We start from the raw sequence: 22,923 nt of genomic DNA on the forward strand, positions 1-22,923 counted from the left end.
AGCCTCAGAAGCTGGTTTTCCAGCAGAGGCTTAAACTATGCCCTATTCCCGCGATCGCGATCAGTTCCCGTCTTCCATGCCGACGCCGCAGAGTCAGGCGCGGCGCAAACATCCGATTACGCCCGGTGCGTCCGACCTTGATCCCTATGCCAAGGCCGTAGTGGTCCATGTCACCGGTGGCGGCCGCGCCAGCATCACCTACATCCCGACCGACAATGATGATACCCAGACCGTAACGGTCGAAGTGGCTGATGGCTGGGTCTCCGATACCTCGGTGCGCAGGGTATCGGCCCTGTCGGTGGTGGCCAGCGGCACGGCCAGCGTGTGGGGGCTATATAACTAATGCCCTCATTAGGATTAAAGCTGCCGCAGGTATCCGCCTTGCGCAGGCGGCGTGGTGTGAGCGGGCCGGTGGTGCCTGACCTGCCGATCTGGCGCGCCGCCCGTGCGGCGGTTACGGCGGGTGAGCGCAATGCCCGTATCCTGTGCATCGGCGATTCCACCACGGCGGGGCACGGGGCCTATGCGGCCGGCATGGGGGACAATAATAAGGCGGGGGCCTGGCCCACCCAACTGGCCGCTCTTATTAATGCCCGCGGCGGTACAGCGTCGTGGTCTTCGATCATAGGCAATAATAACGCCTCTGACACACGGCTTTATGATAACCAGGTGACCTTTCCTTCCGGTCAGGGCTGGAACTTTTCAACCGCTGCCGGTGTCGCCGGATCGACCCTGGGCGGTTACCATACAACCGCATCCGTCCATAGCCCGCCGTCGAAATACAATTTCGCGCCGATAAATGCCTGCGATACGTTTGAGGTCTATAACCCAAAAGCGGGGGGCAATGCGCGGGCGTGGATTTTGAGCGTCAATGATGGCGCTGATCTGGCAACGGTCTCGAATATGCAAACCCCATCGCCGCCGGGGGCGTTTGAAAAATATACCCTGACTACAGCTATGGGCGCCAATGTGCTCAATATTCGGGCGCAGAACACCGAGACCACCTATCTGGCCGGGATCATCGCCTATAATTCGGCGGTCAGGGAAATATCGGTGCTCAATGCGGGCTGGTCGGGGGCCAAGGCCTCCGATCTCAACAATGGCTCCGGTTATGCCTATGGCCCGGTCAATGCCATCAGCGTCTATGATCCTGATCTGGTGATTATCAATATCGGCATCAATGACGCTAATCAGGCCTCGCCCACGGCGACGGCCACGTTTATAAGCCATGTTCAGGCCGTCATTGCTGCGGCCAAGGCGGCGGGCACTGATGTGGTGTTGATGGCCCCGACCCCAATCGGCAGCAGCTATGCCGCCAATCTCAATACGCTGTCGGCTGCGATTTTGGCCCTTGGGGCCACGAACAGTTTGCCGGTCATCGATCTGCGTGCACGGTTTATCGATTATGCTACGGCTAATGGGGCTGGCTGGATGCGTGATACCCTGCACCCTAATGTCAGCGGTTATGCCCAGATCGCCACGGCGGTTGCTGATCTAATCTATAACTGATCGGGTACATTGGTGCGCAGTTCGTCCAGCCAAATCTTGGCGGTCGCATCGGACGGGGCGCGCCAGTCTCCGCGGGGGCTGAGCGCGCCGCCGGAGATCAGCTTTGGGCCGTTGGGCACGGCTGAGCGTTTGAACTGCGACGTTGTGAAGAACCGCCACAGGAACACCTCCATCCACTTTTTGATTTCGGCCAGAGTGTAGCTGCGCTTTTTATGGTCGGGATAATCCTGCGGCCATTGGCCAGCGTCCTTATCGTTCCACGCCTGCCAGGCCAGATAGGCGACCTTTGACGGCTTCAGGCCATAGCGCGTGATGTAGTACAGGGTAAAGTCCTGAAGCTCATAGGGGCCGACCTTATCTTCGGTCTTTTGCAAGGCCCCGTCGGCCCCGACCGGCACCAGTTCCGGCGAAATCTCGCGCTCCAGCACTGATTTCAAAATCCGTCCGGTACGGGCGTCGAACTCCTTAGTCGCCGCCCAACGGATCAGGTGCTGGATCAGGGTCTTAGGCGCGCCGCAATTGACATTGTAATGGCTCATGTGATCGCCGACGCCGTAGGTCGACCACCCAAGCGCCAGTTCGGACAGATCGCCGGTGCCAACCACAAAGCCCTTTTTCTCACCAGCCAGCCGGAACAGGAAATCGGTGCGCAGGCCTGCCTGCACGTTCTCGAAATTGATATCATAGACCGGCTTGCCTTCACCGTATGGATGGCCGATGTCCATCAACATGCGCTTGGCGGCCGGGCGGATATCGAGGGTTTCGCCGGTGATGCTCAGCGCCTTCATCAGCTTGAGCGCATCGGTCTTGGAGCCCAAGGTCGTGCCAAATCCGGGCATGGTGTAGCCGTGGATATTCTCGCGCGGAATTCCCAGCCGGTCGAACGCCTTGCACGCCACGATCAGGGCGTGTGTGGAATCCAGCCCGCCTGATATGCCGATAACGACATGCTTTGTGCCGGTCGATTCCAGTCGCTGCATCAGGCCATGAACCTGAATATTGAACGCCTCATAGCAGTCTTCATCAAGGCGGTGTTTGTTAGAGGGTACATAGGGAAAGCGCGGTACGTGGCGATGAAAATCGCTCAGGTCGTGGGGATGGTATTCAAAGAGCGCCGTCATCCGGCTCCGGTCGCTAAGTGTTTGCCTGGTGTCATTAAAGGTGCCTGTGCGCAGCCGTTCCTGCACGATACGGTCAACATCGACATCAGCAAAGGTCAGGGTTCCGCTGGCGAACCGTTCGCCTTCGGCCAGCAGGTTACCCATCTCATAAATCAGCGATTGCCCGTCCCACGCCAGATCCGTCGTTGATTCGCCCGGGCCCGCCGCGCTGTAGGCATAGGCACAGAACAGACGTTCTGATGCCGACGCGCACAGATTTTTACGGGCGCGGGATTTCCCAATGACAACAGGTGAGGCCGAAAGGTTGACAATGATCGTTGCACCATTGAGCGCTGACTGCGTTGCGGGTGTTTGAGGGGCCCAAAGATCTTCGCAAATTTCAACCCCGAACGTAAAGGCTTCGAAAGCGCGCGCCTGAAAGGTCTGGTTTGTGGTGACATACGCACTGTCGCCAGCCAGCTCAATCGTCGTTCCGGTCAGGTCGGCACCTGAGGCAAAGTATCGACGCTCATAATATTCACGATAGTTGGGAAGATAGGTTTTGGGCACGACGCCCAACACACGCCCACGATCAATGACTATCGCACAATTATACACGGAGCCGTCAATTTGAAGGGGGGCCCCAACCACCATAACGGCGCGGAGTGCTTGCGTTGCCTGAACCAGATCACTGACGGCTTGTTTGGCTGAGTCCTGTAACGTCTGCTGTAAAAACAGATCATCCAGCGAATAGCCGGTCAGGCTCAGTTCCGGGAAGACCACCAGGTCAGCGCCGGCCGCATCTGCGCGTTGGGCCAGCCGCAGATGTTCGGCCAGATTGGCCTGAGGATCGGCCAGATGCACCTTTGGGGTCACGCAGGCAATGCGCACAAAGCCATGAGAGGTGGATATGTCAAATTTTGGCATTTTTAAGATCTTTTGTGACGCGTGTTCGGCCATATAATGTGAATTTTAGACCAAAATTCATTATCAGGTAGCTATAAAATATGAAAAATTGTCAAAAATAATGATTTTATGAAATATGGATTGTAGAATATTGAAATATCATATCATATGAAATTAAAAGCCGTGCTTACGGGGATGTATAAAACTGCCCCTCAGAACCGTTGGTGCGGCCTTTTTTGTAGATGGAATGTAAAATCCGGTGCTAAGGGAAGGCCTCGTTTGCCCAACCGTAATCGGAATACCCATGAGTTTGACGTTTGACGATGTAAAGGCCGCCGCCCAGCGCATCGAAGGCCACGTACTAAAGACGCCGTTCGCCTATTCCCAGCGCTTGAGTGCCGTCACCAAGGTCAGCCTCTGGGTCAAGTACGAAAACCAGCAGATGACCTCCGCGTTCAAGGAGCGTGGCGCACTGAACAAGTTGGCGCAACTGACCGACGAGGAGCGCGCACGCGGTGTCTATGCGGCGTCAGCCGGCAATCACGCGCAAGGCTTAGCCTATCATGCCACGCGTCTTGGGATTCCGGCGACCATTGTCATGCCGCAGGGCACGCCGTTCGTGAAAATCCAGAAGACCCAGAGCTTTGGCGCCAAGGTGGTGATTGCCGGCGCCAATTACGACGAATCGTCGGCTCACGCGCAGGATCTGTGCCGCGAAGCCGGGGCCGTCTATGTTCACCCGTTTGACGACTATGATGTCATGGCGGGGCAGGGCACTCTGGCGATTGAGATGCTGGAGGCTGTGCCGGATCTGGATGTCATGCTGGTGCCGGTCGGTGGCGGCGGGCTTATCGCCGGCATGGCGGTCGCGGCCAAGGCGATCAACCCTAAGATCAAGGTCATCGGTGTCGAGGCGGCCATGTATCCGTCCTTTGCGGCCAAGCGCAACCGTCAGAATGTCGTCTCCGGCGGGGCGACGATTGCCGAAGGCATTGCGGTCAAGGAAGTCGGCGAACTGACCTTTGAGGTCGCCAATCCCTTGGTAGACGATGTCATCGTGATCGACGAATCCGATATCGAACGCGGCATCGCCATGTTCGTCAATGTCGAGAAGACCGTCTCCGAGGGCGCAGGGGCTACGGGCCTTGCGGCGGTTCTGCGCCACGCCGAACGGTTTGCAGGCCAGAAAGTCGGTCTCGTGCTTTGTGGCGGCAATATCGATCTGCGCCTGCTGGCCAGCGTGCTTCAGCGTGAGCTGGTGCGCGAAAAGCGCCTGGTGACCTATCGCATACTGGGCGACGACCGTCCGGGCATGCTGTCACGCATGGCCGATGTCATATCTGATAAGGGCGGCAATATCGTCGATGTGGCGCACAATCGCCTGGTGCTGGATGTGCCGGCCAAGGGGGCCGAGTTCGACATCATGGTCGAGACCCAGGACGCCCGCCATGCCTATGAAATCGAAGAAGCTTTGCGGAGAACGGGCTATGCGCTCAGAATGGATTAAACGTGCGATGGCGGCGGTTGCCGCTGTTAGCGTCATGGCGGTCGCGGCCTGCAACAAAGGCCCTGATCCGGTCGCGGTGGCGGCCAATGCCGAAGCCGGTAAGGCGTTCCTTGAGAAAACCGCCAAGGAAGAGGGCGTTAAGCCGCTCGAAGGCGGCATGTACTATAAGGTCGTGTCGTCACCGGCTCCGACCGCGCCGCAACCGGCGGTGACCGATACGGTCAAGGTGCACTATGAGGGCACGCTGATCGACGGCACCAAGTTTGATTCGTCCTATGATCGCGGTGTGCCGGCAGCGTTTCCGCTCAAAGGGCTGGTTAAGGCCTGGCAGATCGCTATCCCTAAGATGCACAAAGGCGATACCTGGATGCTCTATGTCCCGGCTGAAATGGGTTACGGCGATCAGGCGATGGGCCCCATTCCGGCGGGTAGTGTGCTGGTGTTCAAGATCGAACTGATCGACATTCAACCCAAATAGCTGACCAAGTAAATTAAGCGGCCCTTATACGCACCGGCGTCGATTTAAACGCCGGTGTGTGGCTGCGCGGATCGACGGCGGTGCCGGTCAGAATATTGGCCTCCGGATAATAGGCCATGACCGAGCCGCGCGCGATATCAAAGGCGCGCACGGTGACGTTTTCCATGATCCCATGATCGGAGCTAAGGGTTGCCTTACCGCCGTCACTGAGGCCATGTTCCGCCAGATCCGCCACATTCATCATGACGCTCCAGCGATCGTCCATACCGCGGTAGCTGTCCTTATACTCATAGACGATGGTGTTGAACTGGCCTTCTGAGCGCACCGTGGTCAGCAGCAAAGTGTCCCCACGCACCGGCGGCAGAGGCCGGGTAATAAAGCGGGCCTTACCGTCAGGTGTATGAAATTCCGGTGTGTGCATCAGCCGGCCGCGCACATGAAATTCGCGCTTGGCGACATCGATATCGGCAAGGTCTTCGAGACCGGGAACAATTTTAGCAATGGCTTCACGAATGGTTTTGTGGGCTTTAAAGGCCTGAAAATCGACGGGTGAGTCCGGCATCAAGCGCGTAGCCAGATCGCACAAAATATCGCTTTCCGGCCGCACAGTTTTCAGGCGCGTAATCCCGCCGTCCGACAGGCGCACATAGTTGAACATCGATTCCTGCGTGGTCGGCTGCCATTCTTCGTCGCGGGCCGTGACCGGCAGGATCAGGGCTTCGGAATCATCGATACCGTGGATATGGCCCTTGTTGAGCGTGGTGGTCAGATAGAGTTTAAAGCCCACCTGACTGAGCGCCTCCGCCGCCCATGAACTGTCTGGGTTAGCCTCATAAAGGTTGCCGCCCATTATCAGGGCCGCATCCATCTTACCGTCTGCTGCCGCCTTCATGCAGGCCATTGTATCAAGGCCGGTCTCAACGGGCAGGGTGAGTCCAAAGGCCGCTTCCATCTTCGCCATAACCTCTTTGGCCAGCACGGGCTTGACGCCAATGGTGCCGATACCCTGGACATTGGAATGGCCACGCAGCGGCAAAAGACCCGCGCCCACTCGCCCGATCTGGCCGCGCAGCAGGGCGAGGTTGGCGATATATTCGACATTATCGACGCCGTTCAGGTGATGGGTAATGCCCATGCCCCAGGCAAACACAGCCGATTTGGCCTTTGAGTAAAGAGCCGCCACCCGCTCAATATCGGCGCGCGTCAATCCCGTCGCGGCTTCGATCTCGTCCCAGCCGGTCGCCTCTATGTCGGCGCGGAACGCTGCGAAATCATGGCTATGCTGCGCAATAAAGTCGGTGTCCTCGGCCCCTGCGGCCAGCACGGCCTTGGCCAGCCCTTTGAGGACGGCCATGTCCGAGCCGATGCGCGGTTGCAGGTAATCCGAGGCGATAAAGTCTCCGCCCTTGAGCATGGATTTCGGGCTTTTGGGGATGGCGAATTTGACCAGTCCGGCTTCTTTGGCCGGATTGATGATCACCACTTCGCCGCCGCGTTCCCGGCATTTTTTAAGCTGATGGATAAAGCGCGGATGGTTCGATGATGGATTGGCCCCGATCACCAGAATGAAATCACACAGGCTTAAGTCTTCCAACTCAACCGTCGAGGTGCCGGTACCGATGGTGGTGCCAAGCCCTACACCGGTCGCCTGATGGCAATAGTAGGAGCAGTTATTGACATTGTTGGTGCCAAAAGCCCGCGCCAACAGTTGCAGCACAAACCCGGCCTCATTGGATGACCGGCCTGATGAATAGAAAAACGTCCGCTCAGGTGTTGTGGCCAAAAACCGGCGCGCCGCCAGATCCAGCGCGTCATCCCACGATATCGGCTCGAAACGGTCAGCATAACGGGATTTGTAAATAGGCGTCGATAGCCGCCCCAGATGTTCAAGCTCATGGCCATCCAGTTCACGCAGATCGGCCAGAGAATGGGTTAGAACTTCAACCGGAATGCCCGGCTGAATATCAGTCGACTGGGCCTGAATCGATTTGTTGCAGACGGAGGGGAACTCATCCAGTTCATTGGTCATGCCGCCGCGCTGCCCGCCCATGCCCAGCCCGCAGGCCTTGCAGGTATTGTGGGCGGTCAAGGCCTTGGCGGTGTTTTCCAAGCCGATGCGGCGGGCGGTTTTGAGCGCATAGAGCACTTTTTTGGGGCCACCGCCGACAATGGGTTTGTTCATCCTATCCTCCGCCGTGCAACAGACGGTGTACGCAAGGTTACTTGGTGGCTCTGTCCATCGCGTCACCAACCGATTCGATGTCGCGGCCAACGCCTTTGACGGTGTTGCAGGCTGACAGAACCGGCAGGGTAGCGATGAGGGCGATGATCAGCAGACGTTTCATGGGGCAACCTCTGAATAAAAAAAGGGACTCCATTGGTAAGACGGAGCCCCTGAATTAGCAATATATTTTGGTAGCTTACGCGACCGGGAAGCCGCGTTTGCGCATCAGGGGCGCAATGCCCGCATCGCGACCGCGGAAGTTACGATAGGCTTCTGCTGGATCGACCGTATTGCCGCGGCTTAAGACTTGCCGGACCAGCTTATCGGCCACGGTCTTGTCGTAGAAACCGCCTGCCTCGGTGAAGGCTTCGGCGCAGTCAGCGGTTAAGGTGTCTGACCACAGGTAGGAGTAATATCCGGCCGAATAGCCATCGCTTGAGAAGACATGGCCAAACTGCGGCGTGCGGTGGCGCATGACGATTTCGGACGGCATGCCGAGCTTGGTCAGTTCCTCACGCTCGAACTTATCGGCGTCGATATCGGCCCCGCCCGCCAGGTGCAGCTTCATGTCGATCAGGGCCGAAGCCAGATATTCGACCGTCCCGAAACCCTGATTGAAGGTGTCGGCCTTTTCGATCTTGGCGACCAGATCGGCGGGGATCGGCTTGCCGGTTTCAACATGCAGGGCGAATTTGTTGAGCACTTCGGGGGTGCCCAGCCAGTGCTCATTGAGCTGTGACGGATATTCGACATAGTCGCGCGCCACCGACGTGCCGGCCAATGACGGATAGGTGACGTTGGACAACAGGCCGTGGATAGCATGGCCAAATTCATGGAACAGGGTCGAGGCATCGTCCCAGGAAATCAGCACCGGCGAGCCATCGGCGGTTTTGATGAAGTTCGAGTTGTTGGACACGATGGTCAGGATGTCCTTGCCGTCCATGCGCGACTGCGAGCGGTAGGCGTTCATCCATGCGCCGGAGCGCTTACCCTGACGGGCATAGGGGTCGAAATAGAACAGCCCGATGAGTTTACCGGCGCGGTTAACTTTCCAGACGCGGACATCTTCGTGATAGACCGGCACATCGGTGATGGGCTCAAAGCTGAAGCCGTAAATTTGACCCGACGCCCAGAACATGCCCTCGACCAGCTTGTCAAGCTGCATATAGGGCTTGATGGCGTTTTCATCGAGGTCGTAGCGGGCTTTACGCACCTTTTCAGCATAGAAGCGGTAATCCCACGGGGCGATTTTGATTTTGGTGCCTTCTGCATCCGCGATCTTTTGCATGTCGGCCACTTCTTCCTTCACACGGGCAACCGCGGCAGGCCAGACGGCTTCCATCAGCTTAGTGGCATTGTCGGGCGTCTTGGCCATAGCGTTTTCCAGCCGCCAGTGAGCGTGGGTGGCATAGCCTAGCAATTGCGCGCGCTCAAACCGCAGCTTCAGAATCTTGGAAATCAGGGCGTTGTTATCGTGCGCCCCACCATTATCACCACGATTGACGAAGGCCTTCCAGATGATCTCGCGCGCACCACGATCAGTGCCAAAGGTCAGGAACGGATCAGCGGCTGAGCGGGTATTGACGATGCCGTACTGACCATCTTTGCCATTCTTTTTGGCAGTGGCGGCAGCACTATCGATATAGGCCTGCGGCATACCGTTTAACTGCGCCTTGGTCAGATAGGTGACCTGTTCTTCGTCGTGCAGCAGGTTGTCGCTGAACTGGGTAAACAGTCCGGCCAGTTCTTTGTTGATCTCAGCGATACGAGTCTTGGCGGCGGGCGACAGCTTGGCGCCTGAGCGCACAAAGCCGATATAGGTGACCCACAACAGACGCTTTTGTTCCGGCGTCAGGTTCATCTTGTCCTGATTTTGATAGACGCTCTCGACCCGCTGAAACAGGGCTTCATTCTGGCTGATCTCGTCGCTGAAGGCCGCCAGTTTCGGACTGATGACCTTGGACGCGGCCTGAACTTCGGGGGAGGACAGATTGCCGCTCCAGATACCGTAATAGGTATAGACGCGCTCAACCGCCTGCCCCGATTTTTCGAGGGCGACGATGGTGTTTTCAAACGTCGGCATGGATTTGACGCGGGTAATGGCGTCGATTTCCTTGCGCTGCATAGTCATGGCGTCATCAAACGCCGGCTCGAAATCCGAGACCTTGACCTTATCAAACGCCGGGACGCCACCATAGGGGCCGGTCCATACTGCCGTCAGTGGATTAGCGGCGGGTCCTTGCGCAAAGCCAACGGTGGGGGCTGCGGCAGCGGCGGCCATAAGGCCCAAAGTCGTGCGGCGGTCGATGGTCATGAATAATCCTCGTTATTTGTCACAATCGTCACAATAGAAATCATATGGGCGCTAAGCTGGCAAGTCACAAGACATATGGACGCGAACCGGGGCTTAGCTTAAGCATGGCCGTACGTGTTTGGCGAATTACGGATAGTTCAGATTATGGCGATTGGCGTTTTTGATTCCGGTGTTGGCGGGCTTACCATCCATCGGGCCCTGGTTGAGCGTTTGCCGTCTGCCGATTTTATCTATCTGGCCGATCAGAAACATGCCCCATACGGTGAACGGACGGGTGAAGACATCGTCAATCTGACCCGTCAAGGCTGTGAAACCCTGTTCGATCAGGGCGCGTCGCTGATTATACTGGCGTGTAATACGGCCTCGGCTGTGGCGCTACGGCGGCTGCAATCGACCTGGCTTTCCGACTATCGCAAAACCGCCGGACGACCGGTCAATGTGCTGGGCATTATCGTCCCGACCATTGAGGCCGCGACCGGCCTGCCGTGGGAGCATGAGGCTGAACGGCGTGGGCCGAAGATTGAAAACCTCGATATTCTGGGCCTGTTCTGCACTCGCGCGACGGCCAATTCACGCGTCTATGAGATCGAAATCGATAAGCGCCGTCAGGATCTGGCGGTTTTTGCTGAACCCTGTCCGGGGCTGGCCGATATGATCGAGCAGGGGGCGGATCGTGAGGCGTTGAAAGCCAAGATCGATAGTCATGTGGCGGCCCTCAAGGCCCGCATCGGGCGTGCGCCTGACCGGGCCATCCTGGGCTGCACCCACTATGAAATCGTCGCCGACCTGTTCAAAGCGGCTTTACCCGCCACCACTACCCTGATCCATCAACCGTCTTCGGTGGCCGAGGCGATGGGCCGCTACGTTGAACGCCATCCGGAATTTGATATCGGATCGTCGGGCAAGCGGGTGTTCCTGACGACGGGTGAGCCGAAAACCCAGTCGGCCCTGATTGAAACCTTTTGGGGCGCGCCTCTGACCTTTTCAGCAGCACAGGTCGCGGCCGCATAAAAACGGTCACATATTGGCTTTATGGGGGAATAATGCTCCGTATCGCGCTCTTTTTCACGGTTCTGATGCTCGCCGCGCCGCAGGTGCAGGCGGCGGACGAAGACTGGAACCACACCGAAGTCGTGGTGGCGGCCAAGCGTCCGCCGGGGCCGGCCCTGTGGCGCGTCAAAAAGGGTGAGGCCGAGGTGGTGATCGTCGGCATCCTGCCGGTCTTTCCAAAATCGCAAGGCTGGAGCCCAAAACGCCTCGAAAATGCGTTGCGCGGCGCCAAGGTGCTGATTACCCCGCCCGATGCCAAGACCAGTGCGGGTGATGCGGTGCGGGTTTTGCGCACCAAGGGATTGCCGGGGAAGCAGACACTGAAAGATGTCTTGCCGCCTGATCTGAATGCCCGTTTTGAAGCGACGGCCAAACGGGCCGGGGTGTCGGCCAAATCCTTCGTGCGTGACAAGCCGGTGTGGGCGGGGGCGCGCTTGCGGCGTGAGGTGCTGGAAAAGCGCCGCCTGAGCGCCGATGAGCCGACCGATACGATTGTACGCATCGCCCGCAGGCAGGGCGTGCCGGTCAGGCCTGCGGGTAAGTATAAAACCGGGCCGGTGCTGAAAGACCTGAACCGCCTGAGCGACCAGGATAGCGAGGATTGCCTACGTTATACGCTGGGCGATATTGACTTCAATATGGACCGCGCCCCCAAAGCCGCCGCCGCCTGGGCGGTCGGTGATATCCGCACCGTGCGCGCTAACTATCAGGGCGGGGTGATGGCCGCGTGCCTTGAAGGCTCAGACGTCGGGACGGCCATGCTGGAGCGCAGCGTCGATGACATTGTGGGCGCCATCAATAGCGGTCTGCAAACACCGGGCAAGACGGTGGTGATTGTGCCGCTGTCGCCCCTGCTGCGCCAAGGCGGCGCGCTGGATCAGCTACAGGCGCGAGGGTTGAAGATCAGCGCACCGGAATAGTCGAATATTCAGGGTTTGGCATCTTTGCGCGCCATTTCGACGACCCGTGTTATGGCATCAATCACGATATCGGGGCGATTGCGCTGAATGAAATGTCCGGCATCGGGGATAAAGATAAATTCGCCGCGAGTTGAGCGCTTGGCCAGTTGTTCATGGCCCGCCCGCCAGCCAGTGGTAAATTCAGCGAAACCGGCATCCGAATAAGAGGCATCCCGATACATCCGTCCTGCCGACAGGACGACCAAAGGCAGGTCGCCATAATCGCGCCGAGTCAGGCGTTCTTCCCGCCACATCAGGCTTTCGGGATGCTCAGCGGATGGGAAATAGTTCAGCGATTGGGACAGTTCGGCTTCATGCCATTTGGGATCGATCAGGGCCTGAACTGTATAGGCCTTCTCGGTCTCAGACATGCCGCCCGGTAGTTTGAAGCAGCCTTTCAGATCATCGCCGGTGAGTCGTTTCTCCCGCGCCATCTGGGCACATTTGGCTAGTTCGCCATTGCCCTTATCGATATCTTCCACAAGCTTGCGCCGGTCTTCGGGATTAGCGGGATTGTTCTGACCGGCAAAACCCGGATCGACCAGAACAAGGCCTGCTACATGGTCAGGAAAGCGATTAGTGTAGAGGGTGCCGTAGAACCCGCCGATCGAATGGCCGACGATGACAATCGGTTTAGTCTCGCCACGTAATTTCAACAGAGTACGCAGATCATCCGTGGTCGACGTGCCGGTGATGGGCACCGTTGGCGGATCGCTCAGGCCAAATCCGGCGCGGTCGTACACACAGGTTCGGGTAATTTTGGCGATATAGGGTTGCACAAAGCGCCAGTTGGGAATGGCCCCTTCGCCGCCCTGATCAAACACGACCGTCGGAGAGCCTATGCCTTCGCAGGCCATGTGCATCCGCCGCCCCCTGCCGACATCCGTCAGTTGCGGTGTGAGTAGTTCAGGATTTATGTGGCTGTCGGCGGGCTTATAAGATGCCGGTGTTTGCGCTGTTGCTACACCGGACCAAATTGCGGCGAGCATAGCTGCCGTTATAACTCTGAACATAATCATCCTCCCGTTTTTAGGCGGGAGGGTGAACTATATAGGGTTGTAATTCAAGTTATCGCGCAAAAGTACACTGAGCGTTAGCGAGGGACTTTTGCGCGAGTTAAATTACTGTGCCGCCATCGTATCCGCCGGGGCTGAGGTGCGGATCAGGTGATCAAAAGCCGACAGTCCGGCCTTAGAGCCTTCGCCCATAGCAATGATAATCTGCTTATAGGGCACGGTCGTGGCATCGCCCGCGGCAAACACACCTGACACAGACGTTTCAGCCCGGTCATTGATCTCGATCTCACCACGTGGCGACAAGGCGATGGTGCCTTTAAGCCATTCGGTGTTGGGCAGAAGGCCGATCTGCACGAAGATGCCTTCCAACTCAATCGTGTGGGCCGTGTCGTGGATGCGATCCTTATAGGCTAGGGAGGTGACCTTGGAACCGTCGCCATGAACCTCGGTCGTCTGGGCGTTGGTAATGACGGTCACGTTCGGCAGGCTATAGAGCTTGCGTTGCAGCACCGCGTCCGCGCGCAGTTCCGGTGCGAACTCCAGCAGGGTGACGTGAGCGACAATGCCCGCCAGATCGATAGCCGCTTCGACGCCGGAATTGCCGCCGCCGATGACCGCCGTGCGCTTACCCTTAAACAGCGGGCCGTCGCAGTGCGGGCAATAGGCCACGCCCTTGTTGCGGTACTGGTCTTCGCCGGGCACACCCATCTGACGCCAGCGGGCGCCGGTCGAAATGATGACCGTGCGCGATTTGACCGAGGCACCGTTTTCGAGTTTGACCTCGATCAAGCCACCGGGGACGCTGGCGGGGACTAAACCGACCGCCCGTTGCAGGTTCATGATATCGACGTCATATTCCTTGACGTGTTGCTCCAGCGCGCTGGCCAGTTTCGGGCCTTCGGTGTGGGACACGGAAATGAAGTTTTCAATCGCCATAGTGTCCAGCACCTGACCGCCAAAGCGTTCCGCGACCACACCGGTGCGAATGCCTTTGCGCGCGGCATAGATGGCCGAGGCTGCACCAGCCGGGCCGCCGCCGACGATCAGCACGTCAAATTCCGACTTGGCGTTGATCTTTTCGGCTTCACGGGCATGAGCGCCGGTGTCGATCTTGGCCAGAATTTCTTCCAGGCCCATACGGCCCTGACCGAACAGCTCACCATTAAGATAGATGCTGGGCACGGCCATGACCTGACGGGTCTCAACCTCCGACTGGAACAAGGCGCCGTCAATGGCAACGTGTTTGATCTTCGGGTTCAGCACGCTCATCAAGCTCAGCGCCTGCACCACGTCGGGGCAGTTCTGACACGTCAGAGAGAAATAGGTTTCAAAGCGCAGTTCGCCGTCGATATCGAGTGCCTTGACCTGCTCGATCACATCGGCTTCGACCTTGGGCGGATGGCCACCGACCCACAACAAGGCCAGCACCAGAGAGGTGAACTCATGGCCCATCGGCAGACCCGCAAAGGTTGCGGCCACTTCGGGGTTGTCAGCGCGCACGATATCAAAGGACGGCACGCGCTCACCGCCGGATGACACCTTGAGCGTCACCTTATCCGAGGCCGCCACGATATCTTCGAGCAGGTCAACCAGTTCGCGCGATTTTGCGCCATCATCAACATGCGCCACCAGTTCGATCGGCGTGCGCAGGTTTACCAGATAGGCTTTCAGTTGGGTCTTCATACCTGCGTCAAGCATGGCACGGCTCCAGTTTAAAAATCAGGGGAAAATCATTGTCTATATTCAGGCTCCGTAAAGCCTGGATATGGAAAATGTGAAAAGCGCCCGCAGGCCGCCCCAGAAGAACTTTCCAAGGGGCGCTTTTCTCAACGTCAAAGGGGGCGCATGGGGGAAAGATTGTTTCCCCCATGACCACTAGATCTTGCCGACGAGGTCGAGCGAAGGTGCTAAGGTCTTTTCGCCTTCTTCCCACTTGGCCGGGCACACTTCGCCGGGGTGAGACGCGACGTATTGCGCGGCCTTGACCTTACGCAGCAGTTCAGAAGCGTTACGGCCAACGCCTTCGGAGGTGATTTCCATGAACTGGATGATGCCTTCAGGGTCAACCAGGAAGGTGGCGCGGTCAGCCAGACCTACGCCCGGACGCATCACGTCAAAATTGTTGGTGATGGTGCCGGATTGATCGCCGACCATGTAGTAGTTGATCTTGCCGATAGCGGGCGAGGTGTCGTGCCAGGCCTTGTGCGAGAAGTGCGTGTCGGTCGAGACCGAATAGACTTCGACGTTCAGGTCCTTAAGGGTCGGGTAGATGCCGGCCAGATCTTCGAGTTCAGTCGGGCAGACAAAAGTAAAGTCAGCCGGATAGAAGAAGAAGATCGACCACTTGCCCTTGGTGTCGGTGTCGGAAATGTCGACGAACTTGCCTTCTTTATAGGCAGTGGCTTTGAACGGCTTGATGGGGGTGTTGATGAGCGCCATTGGTCTTCCTCGTGGTTGTGCAGTGCAGAAGTCACGGTTATTCCCAAAAGCGCCTCAAAAATCAAATCTATTTTATTTTAAATTTGTATAGATTTTTCTTATTGAGCCGCCTGCGGAATAATTTGAGCAATGCGCCCGTTTTCGGCGCGGATAACGGAAGAAATCGCATTGACCACGGCCGCGATTTTCAAGGCCGCCTGAACCTGCACATTGCTCATGCCGTGGCCCCGCAGGACTTTTTCGTGGGAATCCAGACACAGGCCACAACCATTGATGGCTGAAACCGCCAGTGACCAAAGCTCGTAATCAAGCTTAGGCACGCCCGGATTGGCCAGAACGTTCATGCGCAGGCTTGCGCGCAAGGATGCGTATTCCTGATTGTGCATCAGGTGCAGCGACCGGTAATAGACATTGTTCATAGCCATAATGGCGGCCGCAGAGCGGGCGGCGTCGGCGGCTTCGTCTGATAAAACGGCAGCGCTGGCGGCCTCAATATGCTGGATGACGTCGGCAACGCCTACGGCATAGGCGCAGGACAGAAATGTACCCCATTTCTGCTGTTCGCTAAGCAGGGTTTCATCAGCCAGATTGGTCAGATTAACCGAAAGGTCACGGGCATAGGCGGGTAATAAACGCGTAAGAGCTTCGAGCGACATATCGTTTTCCTCCAGTATTTTCTAAAGGTAATATAGGCCTCTTTTGCGATTTGTGCAGGTGTTTGGTCTGCGGCAAGAGCGCACAATGTGTTCAAATAATTTTGATTGATTTTGCATGTGCGATAAGTTTCCCTTATATGGAAGCCATGTTACCAACGCTCAGACAACTTCAGTATCTCAAACTGCTGGCCCACCACCAAAGCTTCATGGCGGCTTCCGAAGCGGCCCATGTGTCACAACCGGCCCTGTCGTCCGGCATAGCCGAGCTAGAGAAAATTCTGGGGGCGCGGCTGGTTGACCGGGCGCGCGGACAGGTGATCCTGACCAAGGTCGGCGAAGAAACCCTCAAACGCGCCGAAGATATTCTGGCGCGGGCCGAAGATCTGGTTGAGGCGGCTCAGGCCGCTAATCATCCGTTATCGGGCCGGTTCCGGCTGGGGGTTATCCCGACGGTGGCGCCCTATCTGCTGCCCAAGGCCCTGATCAGGCTGCGGCAGGATTTCCCGCATCTGAAGCTGTTCCTGCGCGAAGACCAGACGGCGCGGCTGATTTCGGCGCTGAAAAGCGGATCGCTCGATGCCGCTATTATTGCGCTGCCCTATGACTTGGGCGGACTGGATCACGCCTTTATCTGTAAGGATGCGATCGTGGCGGCGACGCCGTGCGATCATCCATTAGCGCGTGGCAGCAGCATTTCTCCGGATGATCTGAAACATGAGGAACTGATCCTGCTGGAAGATGGCCACTGTCTGCGCGACCATGCGCTGGGGGCTTGCCAGTGGAGCGGGGCCAGCGTCGATATGACCGGCCCGCAGACCCTGGCGGGTGGGTTTGCGGCGACCTCGCTCAATACGCTGGTGCAGATGGTCGGGTCTGGCCTTGGGGTGTCGCTGTTGCCGGCTATGGCGGTTGAGGCAGGCCTTGTAGGCAGCAGTGAAGTTTCAATCCGTCCACTGGCGTCCGATAAGGCGTTCCGCGATATCGTCGTCATCTGGCGCGCCGGGTCATCGCGTGCCGCCGAAGCGCGTCTGCTGGCCAAGACCTTGCAGACGTGATGGCAATTTGTTATAACTTTTGTTATAACGAGGTGTGTCATGGAACTCAAAATAACGAAAATCGGAAACTCTTTGGGGGTTATACTACCCAAAGAGGTTGCTGGGCACCTTAAGGTCGATAAGGGCGACAGCCTGTGGTTAAATGAATCTCCGGCAGGTTATACCTTAACGCCTTACGATCCAGAATTTAGCGTCCAAATGGATGCCGCCCGCGCCATTATGAAAAAGCGCCGTAATGTGCTGCGGGAATTGGCTAAGTGAGCGAATATCGCTGGCTCAGGGAAGATACGCTCTTAGCTATTCATGACGAACAACTTGCCGAACATGGCGGGCTGGCAGGGATTCGTGATCTGAAGCTTTTGCAGTCGGCGGTGGCGCGTCCGCAGCAGATCAGGCATTATGGGCAGCCCGATATTGCTGAATTGGCAGCGGCCTATGGTTATGGCATATCGCGCAATCATCCCTTTATGGATGGTAATAAGCGCACGGCTTTCGTATCAATCGAACTCTTTCTGCTTTTAAATGGTTTTGAGTTAACGGCGGATGATGCCGCCTGTGTGCTAACGATGCTAAGTGTTGCGAGCGGTGATATTACCGAAGTCACATTTGCAGACTGGATCAGAACGCATCTAAGCCCAACTTAGGCTTTTTCAACAAACCCCTACAGTTTTGCGCATTTTGCGACTATATAGCCGCCTATGACCCGTCCGTTTCTGAAGATGCCAATCCCTTTTTTAAAAATGAACGGCCTTGGCAATGATTTCATTGTCATCGATGCCCGCGATACTGGCTTTTCACCGCGCCCGGACGATATCCGCGCGTGGGGTGACCGTGCGTCGGGCATTGGCTTTGATCAGTTGATCGCCATCGAAGGGTCTGAGATCGGCGATGCGTTTATGCGGGTATGGAATTCCGATGGCGGCACGGTCGAGACCTGCGGCAATGCCCTGCGTTGTGTTGGCTGGGTTCTGGATAAAGATGGCGGTGATCTGACGATTGACACTCTGGGCGGGACGACGACGGCCAGGGTGCTTGAGGCGGATGCCCGCACCGGCATGGTCAGCGTCGATATGGGTAAGCCACGGCTTAACTGGGAGGAAATCCCGTTAAGCGAAGAGATGGACACGCTGCGGCTTGAACTACAAATCGGGCCGATTGATGCGCCGCTATATCACACACCGGTGGCGGTCAGCATGGGCAATCCCCATGTGGTATTTTTTGTCGATGATGTGATGGCGGTCGATGTTGAAAAATCCGGCAGCCTGATCGAGCATCACCCGCTGTTCCCCGAAGGCGTGAATGTCGAATTTGCACAGGTGATTGACCGCAATACGATCCGCATGCGGGTGTGGGAGCGCGGGTCGGGCATCACTAAGGCCTGCGGCACGGGTGCCTGTGCGACCTTAGTCGCAGCCGCCCGCCGTGGCCTGACTGAACGCCACGGCAATGTCATCATGGATGGCGGCCCGCTGCATATCCTGTGGCGCGCCGCGGATGATCATGTCATCATGACCGGGCCGGTTGAGGTTGAATTTGAGGGCCAGCTTGATGGCTGATACCCTGCATCCCCATCATCACGAACATGAGGCGTTGAACGAGACGCCCGACACACCGGTTAATGTCGCTACCGGCGTTGAAGTCGTGACGTTCGGATGCCGGCTGAATTCCTATGAATCCGAAGTGATCCGTAAAACCGCTGCCGGAGACGGGCTGGACGGGGCGATCATCTTCAACACGTGCGCGGTCACTAACGAAGCCGTGCGTCAGGCGCGTCAGGCCATCCGACGGGCGCGCAAAGAAAACCCGGACGCTAAATTGATCGTTACCGGCTGTGCAGCCCAAACCGATCCGGATACCTTTGCAAATATGCCTGAAGTCGATTTCCTGATCGGCAATGGCGATAAGGCCAAGGCCGGCTCATACTCCCTGACACCAGATAGTGCGCGCATTGTCGTCAATGATATTTTCTCTGTTAAGGAAACGGCGGGTCATCTGATTGACGGTCTGAAAGATCGTGCCCGCGCCTATGTCGAGGTGCAAAATGGCTGTGATCATCGCTGCACATTCTGCATCATCCCCTATGGCCGCGGTAATTCGCGCTCGGCGGCCGCCGGTGATGTGGTAGGCCAAATTCAACGGCTGGTCGGCGAAGGCTATAACGAAGTCGTCCTCACCGGGGTCGATATGACCTCATGGGGGGCTGACTTGCCCGGTACGCCGCAACTGGGGCATCTGGTGGCGCGTATCCTGAAACATGTTCCGGAGCTTAAGCGTCTTCGGTTGTCGTCCATAGATGCAGCGGAGATTGACGATACCTTGCTGCGCGCCTTTGCCGAGCAAGAGCGTCTGGCGCCTTATCTGCATCTGTCGCTGCAACACGGCGACGATATGATTTTAAAGCGCATGAAGCGCCGCCATAGTCGCGCGGACAGCATAGCTCTGGTCGAAAAAATCCGGGCGGTGCGTCCGGATATTGCTTTTGGGGCAGATATGATCGCGGGCTTCCCGACTGAGACCGATGAGCATTTTGCGGGTGCCCTGTCGCTGGTCGATGACTGCGATTTAAGCTTTCTGCATGTGTTTCCGTTCAGTCCGCGCCCGCAAACGCCAGCCGCGAAAATGCCGCAGCACCCGCGCCCGCTGATCAAGGCCCGCGCCGAGCAATTACGCGCCAAGGGGGCGCAGGCCCTGATCCGTCACCTTGATAGGCAAACGGATCGTGAGGTCATGGCTGTGGTCGAAAAGTCCGGTTTTGCGCGTGCGCCTGATTTTACCGAAGTGACCTTTGCGGGCGAGGCGGCCGTCGGTGGGCTTGCGCGGATGCGCATAACCGGCCATGACGGTAAACGCGCGATGGCTGAGCTTATTTAAGTCTGGATATTTATGAGCGACGATAAGAAAAAAGGCGGATGGCTGTCGCGATTGACGCAAGGCCTGACCAAGACCTCGACTGAGATCGGCCAGCAAATCACTTCGGTTTTCACGCAAAAACCTCTGGATGAAAAGGCGCTCGAAGACCTTGAAGACCTATTGATCGAAAGCGATTTCGGGCCGCAGATTGCTGCCGATATTGCTCAAAAACTGTCGCAGCAGAAGTTCAACGATCCTAAGGACACCAACGCCATCAAGGCTGCGCTGGCCGATGCCATTGCCGATGAGTTAAGCGGGCGCGAAGACACATTTGACGCCCTGTCGGGCCCCAAGCCCTATATCGTTCTGTTTGTCGGGGTGAACGGGTCGGGCAAGACAACGACCCTGGGTAAAATTGCCGCTGATCTGACCTCGAAAGGGGCGCGGGTTCTGATCGTGGCGGGCGATACCTTCCGGGCAGCGGCCGTTGAGCAGCTTAAGGTCTGGGCGCAACGGGCGGGTGCCGATTTCATGGGCCGCAAAACTGGCGCCGATGCCGCGGGTCTGGCCTATGATGCTTGCGTGCGCGCCAAAGAAGAGAACTATGATGTGGTCCTGATCGACACCGCCGGGCGTTTGCAAAACAAACAGCAACTGATGGATGAACTGCTCAAAATTGTGCGGGTGATTAAAAAGGTCATCGACGGCGCGCCCCATGAAACCCTTTTGGTCTTGGACGCGACGGTCGGTCGCAATGCCTTGGCGCAGGAACAGATTTTTGGCCGTCAGGCTTTTGTGTCGGGCCTGGTTATGACCAAGCTCGACGGTACGGCGCGCGGCGGCATTCTGGTGCCGATCGCCAAGGCGTCTGACGCGCCCATTAAGCTGATTGGCGTGGGCGAAGATATCGATGATTTACAGCCGTTTAAGGCACGGGAATTTGCCCGTTCTATGGTCGGCCTTGAGCCATTAGGTTAATTCTTTCTCCCCGTATTGACGGGGAGAAGGTGGCGTTCGATTTGTCGAATGCCGGATGAGGGGCATTGCAGCCTCTTGATAAGTTGCCCCTCACCCTAACCCTCTCCCCGCGAGCAGGGAGAGGGAAATTATCGCAGGATTTGTTTATGTCTGAACCGCTGAAGAAAAACGAAACGACCGAACCTGAGCCGGTCATCGCACCGGTCGATGCTGACGCACCGGCGCCCGTGGCCACCAACTGGGTCAAGATGGCGATCGATTTTGGGGCGCCGTTGATTTTTGCGCTGGTGTTTTTCACCACCAAAAACTTCATCTGGGCGACCGCTGTATTGGTCGCCGGATCGGCGATTGCGCTGATCGCAGGATTTGTGCTGGAAAAGCGGCTGGCGATCATGCCGCTGATTGCGGGTGTGGCGGCGATCATTTTCGGTGGGCTGACGATCTATCTTAAGGACGAAAGCTTTATCAAGATCAAGCTGACCATCCTCAATGCCCTGTTCGGCGCCGTGCTGATCGGCGGGCTGGTGATGAAAAAGCAACCGCTAAAAGCCTTGCTGGGGGAGACGTTGAAACTGAAAGAGGACGCTTGGGGCAAGCTTACGCTCTATTATGCCCTGTTCTTTTTTGTGGTCGCCATTGCCAATGAGATTATCTGGCGTACCCAATCCAATGATTTTTGGGTGGTGTGGAAAGCGTCGCTGTTTTTCGTCACCATTGGCTTTTCATTGGCGCTGACGCCATTTCTGATGAAAAATATGGTGGGCATGGATAAGGAATAGGCAAGGGTTGTCCGTGTGCGGATGGAAATGTCGTAATTCTGATATATAATGGTGCTTAGATGCCGCCACGATTGGTTTCGAGGTGGGGAATCTATGAAAAAGCATAAGGTTAAGCGCGTTATGTCCGCGAAAAGCGTTCTCGAAGATTCACCCTCCCATTTGCTGCATCGGGTTTTGCAAATCGCCCTTGATATCTATGGTTCGGAAACGGGCGGTACGGCTCTGACCCAACGTCAGTATGCGCTGCTGAAGGCGCTGGAAGGTTCGGATGGCCTGACCCAGACCGATCTGGTGCGCTCAACAGGCATTGATCGCTCGACGCTTGCCGATATGGTCGCGCGTATGACGACCAAAGGGCTTCTGGCGCGCGAGAAGTCCGCCCTTGATGCCCGTGCCAATCTGGTGCGGCTGGCTGAGGATGGGGTGGCGGCCCTTGCCGATATGACGCCCAAGGTTCTGGCGGCCGATGAGAAAATTCTGTCGCTGCTGGCCCCGCCCAAGCGCGACAGCTTTGTCAAATTGCTGCGTAAAATCACGTCTGCCCGTGAGGCGGAACTAAGTGCGCCTGCCCCCTTGAGCGATGAAGAAAAGCAGGCGCTGAAAGCCGCGAAAAAGGCCGCCAAGGCGACCAAACCTAAAAAAGATAAGAAGCCGAAAAAGGCGAAAAAGGCTGAGAAATTGCCGTTCCCGCCGCTCAGCGAAGGGGCGGATCTCAGTCAGGTCGATGCACCTGAACTGGTCAAAGAGCCCGAAGTTTAGACGATAATATTCAATAATGAGCCGGGGCGCAGGGGCGTCAGGTTTTCCGCGCCTGTATTGCTGGCGACATCGGCGGCTTTGAAGTTGGCTGGCGTCACGGCAGGCTGCACCTGCGTGCGGGCGGGGGCTATAGTTGCAGGCGTATTGGCCGTGGGTTGGGATGATGTATTGCCCAGAGCTTTCTGGAAAAAAGCCCGCTGAGCATCAAGGCGCGCGGTCTCTGCATTAGCAGGTGCCGCAGGCGCAGGGCCTACGTTTGGGCGGGCGCGCAGGGCATCAGCAAGGGACGGGCGAATCGGAGTGGCCATAACCGTAAACCTACATGAAAATCAGTGGTTATATGG

General features: G+C 57.2%; 23 protein-coding genes. 14 read left to right on the plus strand and 9 right to left on the minus strand.

Features of this window, described 5'->3' with window-relative positions; genetic code table 11:
* Positions 1–37: 37 nt before the first annotated feature.
* Both PQU98_RS12950 and PQU98_RS12955 read left to right on the plus strand, forming a co-directional pair.
* A complete protein-coding gene (locus PQU98_RS12950; RefSeq protein WP_272745354.1) occupies positions 38–343 on the plus strand; it encodes a hypothetical protein in 306 nt (101 codons plus the stop codon).
* A complete protein-coding gene (locus PQU98_RS12955) occupies positions 343–1,509 on the plus strand; it encodes an SGNH/GDSL hydrolase family protein (protein ID WP_272745355.1) in 1,167 nt (388 codons plus the stop codon). Before PQU98_RS12950 ends, PQU98_RS12955 begins: the two co-directional genes overlap by 1 nt.
* On the opposite strand, the gene PQU98_RS12960 is transcribed toward PQU98_RS12955, so the two are convergent.
* Positions 1,500–3,536 carry an NAD(+) synthase gene (locus PQU98_RS12960; RefSeq protein WP_272745356.1) on the minus strand — a complete coding sequence of 679 codons (2,037 nt, stop codon included), beginning with the start codon at positions 3,534–3,536 and terminating at the stop codon, positions 1,500–1,502. The two genes, PQU98_RS12955 and PQU98_RS12960, sit on opposite strands and share 10 nt — an antisense overlap.
* 283 nt (positions 3,537–3,819) lie before the next feature.
* On the opposite strand from PQU98_RS12960, the gene PQU98_RS12965 reads away from it, so the two are divergent.
* Both PQU98_RS12965 and bamJ read left to right on the plus strand, forming a co-directional pair.
* On the plus strand, positions 3,820–5,022 hold the full coding sequence (locus tag PQU98_RS12965; protein ID WP_272745357.1) for a threonine ammonia-lyase: 1,203 nt from the start codon (positions 3,820–3,822) through the stop codon (positions 5,020–5,022).
* On the plus strand, positions 5,003–5,500 hold the full coding sequence (bamJ, locus tag PQU98_RS12970; protein WP_272745358.1) for a BamJ family beta-barrel-assembly machinery protein: 498 nt from the start codon (positions 5,003–5,005) through the stop codon (positions 5,498–5,500). The genes PQU98_RS12965 and bamJ overlap by 20 nt, the downstream gene beginning before the upstream one ends.
* Before the next feature lie 13 nt (positions 5,501–5,513).
* On the opposite strand, the gene PQU98_RS12975 is transcribed toward bamJ, so the two are convergent.
* The 3 genes from PQU98_RS12975 to PQU98_RS12985 form a co-directional block, all read right to left on the minus strand.
* Entirely contained in the window at positions 5,514–7,682 is a 2,169-nt protein-coding gene (locus PQU98_RS12975; protein WP_272745359.1) for an FdhF/YdeP family oxidoreductase, read from the minus strand.
* A 37-nt stretch (positions 7,683–7,719) separates the two neighbouring features.
* Positions 7,720–7,845: an entericidin A/B family lipoprotein gene (locus tag PQU98_RS12980; RefSeq protein WP_189484540.1), complete on the minus strand. Its 126-nt coding sequence runs from the start codon at positions 7,843–7,845 to the stop codon at positions 7,720–7,722.
* A 75-nt stretch (positions 7,846–7,920) separates the two neighbouring features.
* Positions 7,921–10,038, minus strand: a complete 2,118-nt coding sequence (locus tag PQU98_RS12985) for a M3 family metallopeptidase (protein ID WP_438263874.1) — start codon at positions 10,036–10,038, stop codon at positions 7,921–7,923.
* A gap of 144 nt (positions 10,039–10,182) precedes the next feature.
* Here PQU98_RS12985 and PQU98_RS12990 point away from each other — a divergent pair, with 144 nt between their 5' ends.
* Both PQU98_RS12990 and PQU98_RS12995 read left to right on the plus strand, forming a co-directional pair.
* Complete coding sequence (locus tag PQU98_RS12990) at positions 10,183–11,049, plus strand: glutamate racemase (RefSeq protein WP_272745360.1); 867 nt, start codon at positions 10,183–10,185, stop codon at positions 11,047–11,049.
* Between the two features lie 32 nt (positions 11,050–11,081).
* The gene (locus tag PQU98_RS12995) at positions 11,082–12,008 is read left to right on the plus strand and encodes a TraB/GumN family protein (RefSeq protein WP_272745361.1); all 927 of its coding nucleotides are present in this window, start codon (positions 11,082–11,084) and stop codon (positions 12,006–12,008) included.
* Positions 12,009–12,016: 8 nt separating this feature from the next.
* Here the strand turns inward: PQU98_RS12995 and PQU98_RS13000 are convergent, their stop codons facing one another.
* From PQU98_RS13000 to ahpD, 4 genes are all read right to left on the minus strand, one after another.
* Complete coding sequence (locus PQU98_RS13000) at positions 12,017–13,060, minus strand: alpha/beta hydrolase (protein ID WP_272745362.1); 1,044 nt, start codon at positions 13,058–13,060, stop codon at positions 12,017–12,019.
* 108 nt (positions 13,061–13,168) lie between these two features.
* The gene (gene ahpF / locus PQU98_RS13005) at positions 13,169–14,761 is read right to left on the minus strand and encodes an alkyl hydroperoxide reductase subunit F (protein WP_272745363.1); all 1,593 of its coding nucleotides are present in this window, start codon (positions 14,759–14,761) and stop codon (positions 13,169–13,171) included.
* A 177-nt stretch (positions 14,762–14,938) separates the two neighbouring features.
* The gene (ahpC, locus tag PQU98_RS13010; RefSeq protein WP_272745364.1) at positions 14,939–15,502 is read right to left on the minus strand and encodes an alkyl hydroperoxide reductase subunit C; all 564 of its coding nucleotides are present in this window, start codon (positions 15,500–15,502) and stop codon (positions 14,939–14,941) included.
* A 98-nt stretch (positions 15,503–15,600) separates the two neighbouring features.
* The gene (gene ahpD / locus PQU98_RS13015) at positions 15,601–16,158 is read right to left on the minus strand and encodes an alkylhydroperoxidase, AhpD family (protein ID WP_272745365.1); all 558 of its coding nucleotides are present in this window, start codon (positions 16,156–16,158) and stop codon (positions 15,601–15,603) included.
* A gap of 146 nt (positions 16,159–16,304) precedes the next feature.
* Here ahpD and PQU98_RS13020 point away from each other — a divergent pair, with 146 nt between their 5' ends.
* The 8 genes from PQU98_RS13020 (at position 16,305) to PQU98_RS13055 (ending at position 22,579) form a co-directional block, all read left to right on the plus strand.
* Positions 16,305–17,213 (plus strand): hydrogen peroxide-inducible genes activator, encoded by a 909-nt coding sequence (locus PQU98_RS13020; RefSeq protein WP_272745366.1) that lies wholly within the window; start codon positions 16,305–16,307, stop codon positions 17,211–17,213.
* A 39-nt stretch (positions 17,214–17,252) separates the two neighbouring features.
* Positions 17,253–17,474: an AbrB/MazE/SpoVT family DNA-binding domain-containing protein gene (locus PQU98_RS13025; protein WP_267525306.1), complete on the plus strand. Its 222-nt coding sequence runs from the start codon at positions 17,253–17,255 to the stop codon at positions 17,472–17,474.
* Positions 17,471–17,857: a type II toxin-antitoxin system death-on-curing family toxin gene (locus tag PQU98_RS13030; protein ID WP_272745367.1), complete on the plus strand. Its 387-nt coding sequence runs from the start codon at positions 17,471–17,473 to the stop codon at positions 17,855–17,857. Before PQU98_RS13025 ends, PQU98_RS13030 begins: the two co-directional genes overlap by 4 nt.
* A gap of 75 nt (positions 17,858–17,932) precedes the next feature.
* Positions 17,933–18,769, plus strand: coding sequence for a diaminopimelate epimerase (gene dapF / locus PQU98_RS13035; protein WP_272745368.1), 837 nt, complete (start codon positions 17,933–17,935; stop codon positions 18,767–18,769).
* Positions 18,762–20,084, plus strand: a complete 1,323-nt coding sequence (gene mtaB / locus PQU98_RS13040) for a tRNA (N(6)-L-threonylcarbamoyladenosine(37)-C(2))-methylthiotransferase MtaB (protein WP_272745369.1) — start codon at positions 18,762–18,764, stop codon at positions 20,082–20,084. Before dapF ends, mtaB begins: the two co-directional genes overlap by 8 nt.
* Before the next feature lie 12 nt (positions 20,085–20,096).
* The gene (ftsY, locus tag PQU98_RS13045; RefSeq protein WP_272745370.1) at positions 20,097–21,041 is read left to right on the plus strand and encodes a signal recognition particle-docking protein FtsY; all 945 of its coding nucleotides are present in this window, start codon (positions 20,097–20,099) and stop codon (positions 21,039–21,041) included.
* A gap of 146 nt (positions 21,042–21,187) precedes the next feature.
* A complete protein-coding gene (locus PQU98_RS13050) occupies positions 21,188–21,820 on the plus strand; it encodes an inner membrane-spanning protein YciB (protein ID WP_272745371.1) in 633 nt (210 codons plus the stop codon).
* A 93-nt stretch (positions 21,821–21,913) separates the two neighbouring features.
* Entirely contained in the window at positions 21,914–22,579 is a 666-nt protein-coding gene (locus PQU98_RS13055; protein WP_272745372.1) for a MarR family winged helix-turn-helix transcriptional regulator, read from the plus strand.
* On the opposite strand, the gene PQU98_RS13060 is transcribed toward PQU98_RS13055, so the two are convergent.
* Positions 22,576–22,887: a hypothetical protein gene (locus PQU98_RS13060; RefSeq protein WP_272745373.1), complete on the minus strand. Its 312-nt coding sequence runs from the start codon at positions 22,885–22,887 to the stop codon at positions 22,576–22,578. The two genes, PQU98_RS13055 and PQU98_RS13060, sit on opposite strands and share 4 nt — an antisense overlap.
* Positions 22,888–22,923 lie beyond the last annotated feature (36 nt).

The sequence above is a fragment of the Asticcacaulis machinosus genome (assembly GCF_028550435.1).
Classification (GTDB): Bacteria; Pseudomonadota; Alphaproteobacteria; order Caulobacterales; family Caulobacteraceae; genus Asticcacaulis; species Asticcacaulis machinosus.

What these genes read in the sequence shown, in the direction of transcription:
- PQU98_RS12950 (WP_272745354.1), top strand. Translation starts at nt 38, where the DNA reads ATGCCCTATTCCCGCGATCGCGATCAGTTCCCGTCTTCCATGCCGACG.
- PQU98_RS12955 (WP_272745355.1), top strand. Translation starts at nt 343, where the DNA reads ATGCCCTCATTAGGATTAAAGCTGCCGCAGGTATCCGCCTTGCGCAGG.
- PQU98_RS12960 (WP_272745356.1), bottom strand. Translation starts at nt 3,536, where the DNA reads ATGCCAAAATTTGACATATCCACCTCTCATGGCTTTGTGCGCATTGCC.
- PQU98_RS12965 (WP_272745357.1), top strand. Translation starts at nt 3,820, where the DNA reads ATGAGTTTGACGTTTGACGATGTAAAGGCCGCCGCCCAGCGCATCGAA.
- bamJ (WP_272745358.1), top strand. Translation starts at nt 5,003, where the DNA reads ATGCGCTCAGAATGGATTAAACGTGCGATGGCGGCGGTTGCCGCTGTT.
- PQU98_RS12975 (WP_272745359.1), bottom strand. Translation starts at nt 7,682, where the DNA reads ATGAACAAACCCATTGTCGGCGGTGGCCCCAAAAAAGTGCTCTATGCG.
- PQU98_RS12980 (WP_189484540.1), bottom strand. Translation starts at nt 7,845, where the DNA reads ATGAAACGTCTGCTGATCATCGCCCTCATCGCTACCCTGCCGGTTCTG.
- PQU98_RS12985 (WP_438263874.1), bottom strand. Translation starts at nt 10,038, where the DNA reads ATGACCATCGACCGCCGCACGACTTTGGGCCTTATGGCCGCCGCTGCC.
- PQU98_RS12990 (WP_272745360.1), top strand. Translation starts at nt 10,183, where the DNA reads ATGGCGATTGGCGTTTTTGATTCCGGTGTTGGCGGGCTTACCATCCAT.
- PQU98_RS12995 (WP_272745361.1), top strand. Translation starts at nt 11,082, where the DNA reads ATGCTCCGTATCGCGCTCTTTTTCACGGTTCTGATGCTCGCCGCGCCG.
- PQU98_RS13000 (WP_272745362.1), bottom strand. Translation starts at nt 13,060, where the DNA reads ATGTTCAGAGTTATAACGGCAGCTATGCTCGCCGCAATTTGGTCCGGT.
- ahpF (WP_272745363.1), bottom strand. Translation starts at nt 14,761, where the DNA reads ATGCTTGACGCAGGTATGAAGACCCAACTGAAAGCCTATCTGGTAAAC.
- ahpC (WP_272745364.1), bottom strand. Translation starts at nt 15,502, where the DNA reads ATGGCGCTCATCAACACCCCCATCAAGCCGTTCAAAGCCACTGCCTAT.
- ahpD (WP_272745365.1), bottom strand. Translation starts at nt 16,158, where the DNA reads ATGTCGCTCGAAGCTCTTACGCGTTTATTACCCGCCTATGCCCGTGAC.
- PQU98_RS13020 (WP_272745366.1), top strand. Translation starts at nt 16,305, where the DNA reads ATGTTACCAACGCTCAGACAACTTCAGTATCTCAAACTGCTGGCCCAC.
- PQU98_RS13025 (WP_267525306.1), top strand. Translation starts at nt 17,253, where the DNA reads ATGGAACTCAAAATAACGAAAATCGGAAACTCTTTGGGGGTTATACTA.
- dapF (WP_272745368.1), top strand. Translation starts at nt 17,933, where the DNA reads ATGCCAATCCCTTTTTTAAAAATGAACGGCCTTGGCAATGATTTCATT.
- mtaB (WP_272745369.1), top strand. Translation starts at nt 18,762, where the DNA reads ATGGCTGATACCCTGCATCCCCATCATCACGAACATGAGGCGTTGAAC.
- ftsY (WP_272745370.1), top strand. Translation starts at nt 20,097, where the DNA reads ATGAGCGACGATAAGAAAAAAGGCGGATGGCTGTCGCGATTGACGCAA.
- PQU98_RS13050 (WP_272745371.1), top strand. Translation starts at nt 21,188, where the DNA reads ATGTCTGAACCGCTGAAGAAAAACGAAACGACCGAACCTGAGCCGGTC.
- PQU98_RS13055 (WP_272745372.1), top strand. Translation starts at nt 21,914, where the DNA reads ATGAAAAAGCATAAGGTTAAGCGCGTTATGTCCGCGAAAAGCGTTCTC.
- PQU98_RS13060 (WP_272745373.1), bottom strand. Translation starts at nt 22,887, where the DNA reads ATGGCCACTCCGATTCGCCCGTCCCTTGCTGATGCCCTGCGCGCCCGC.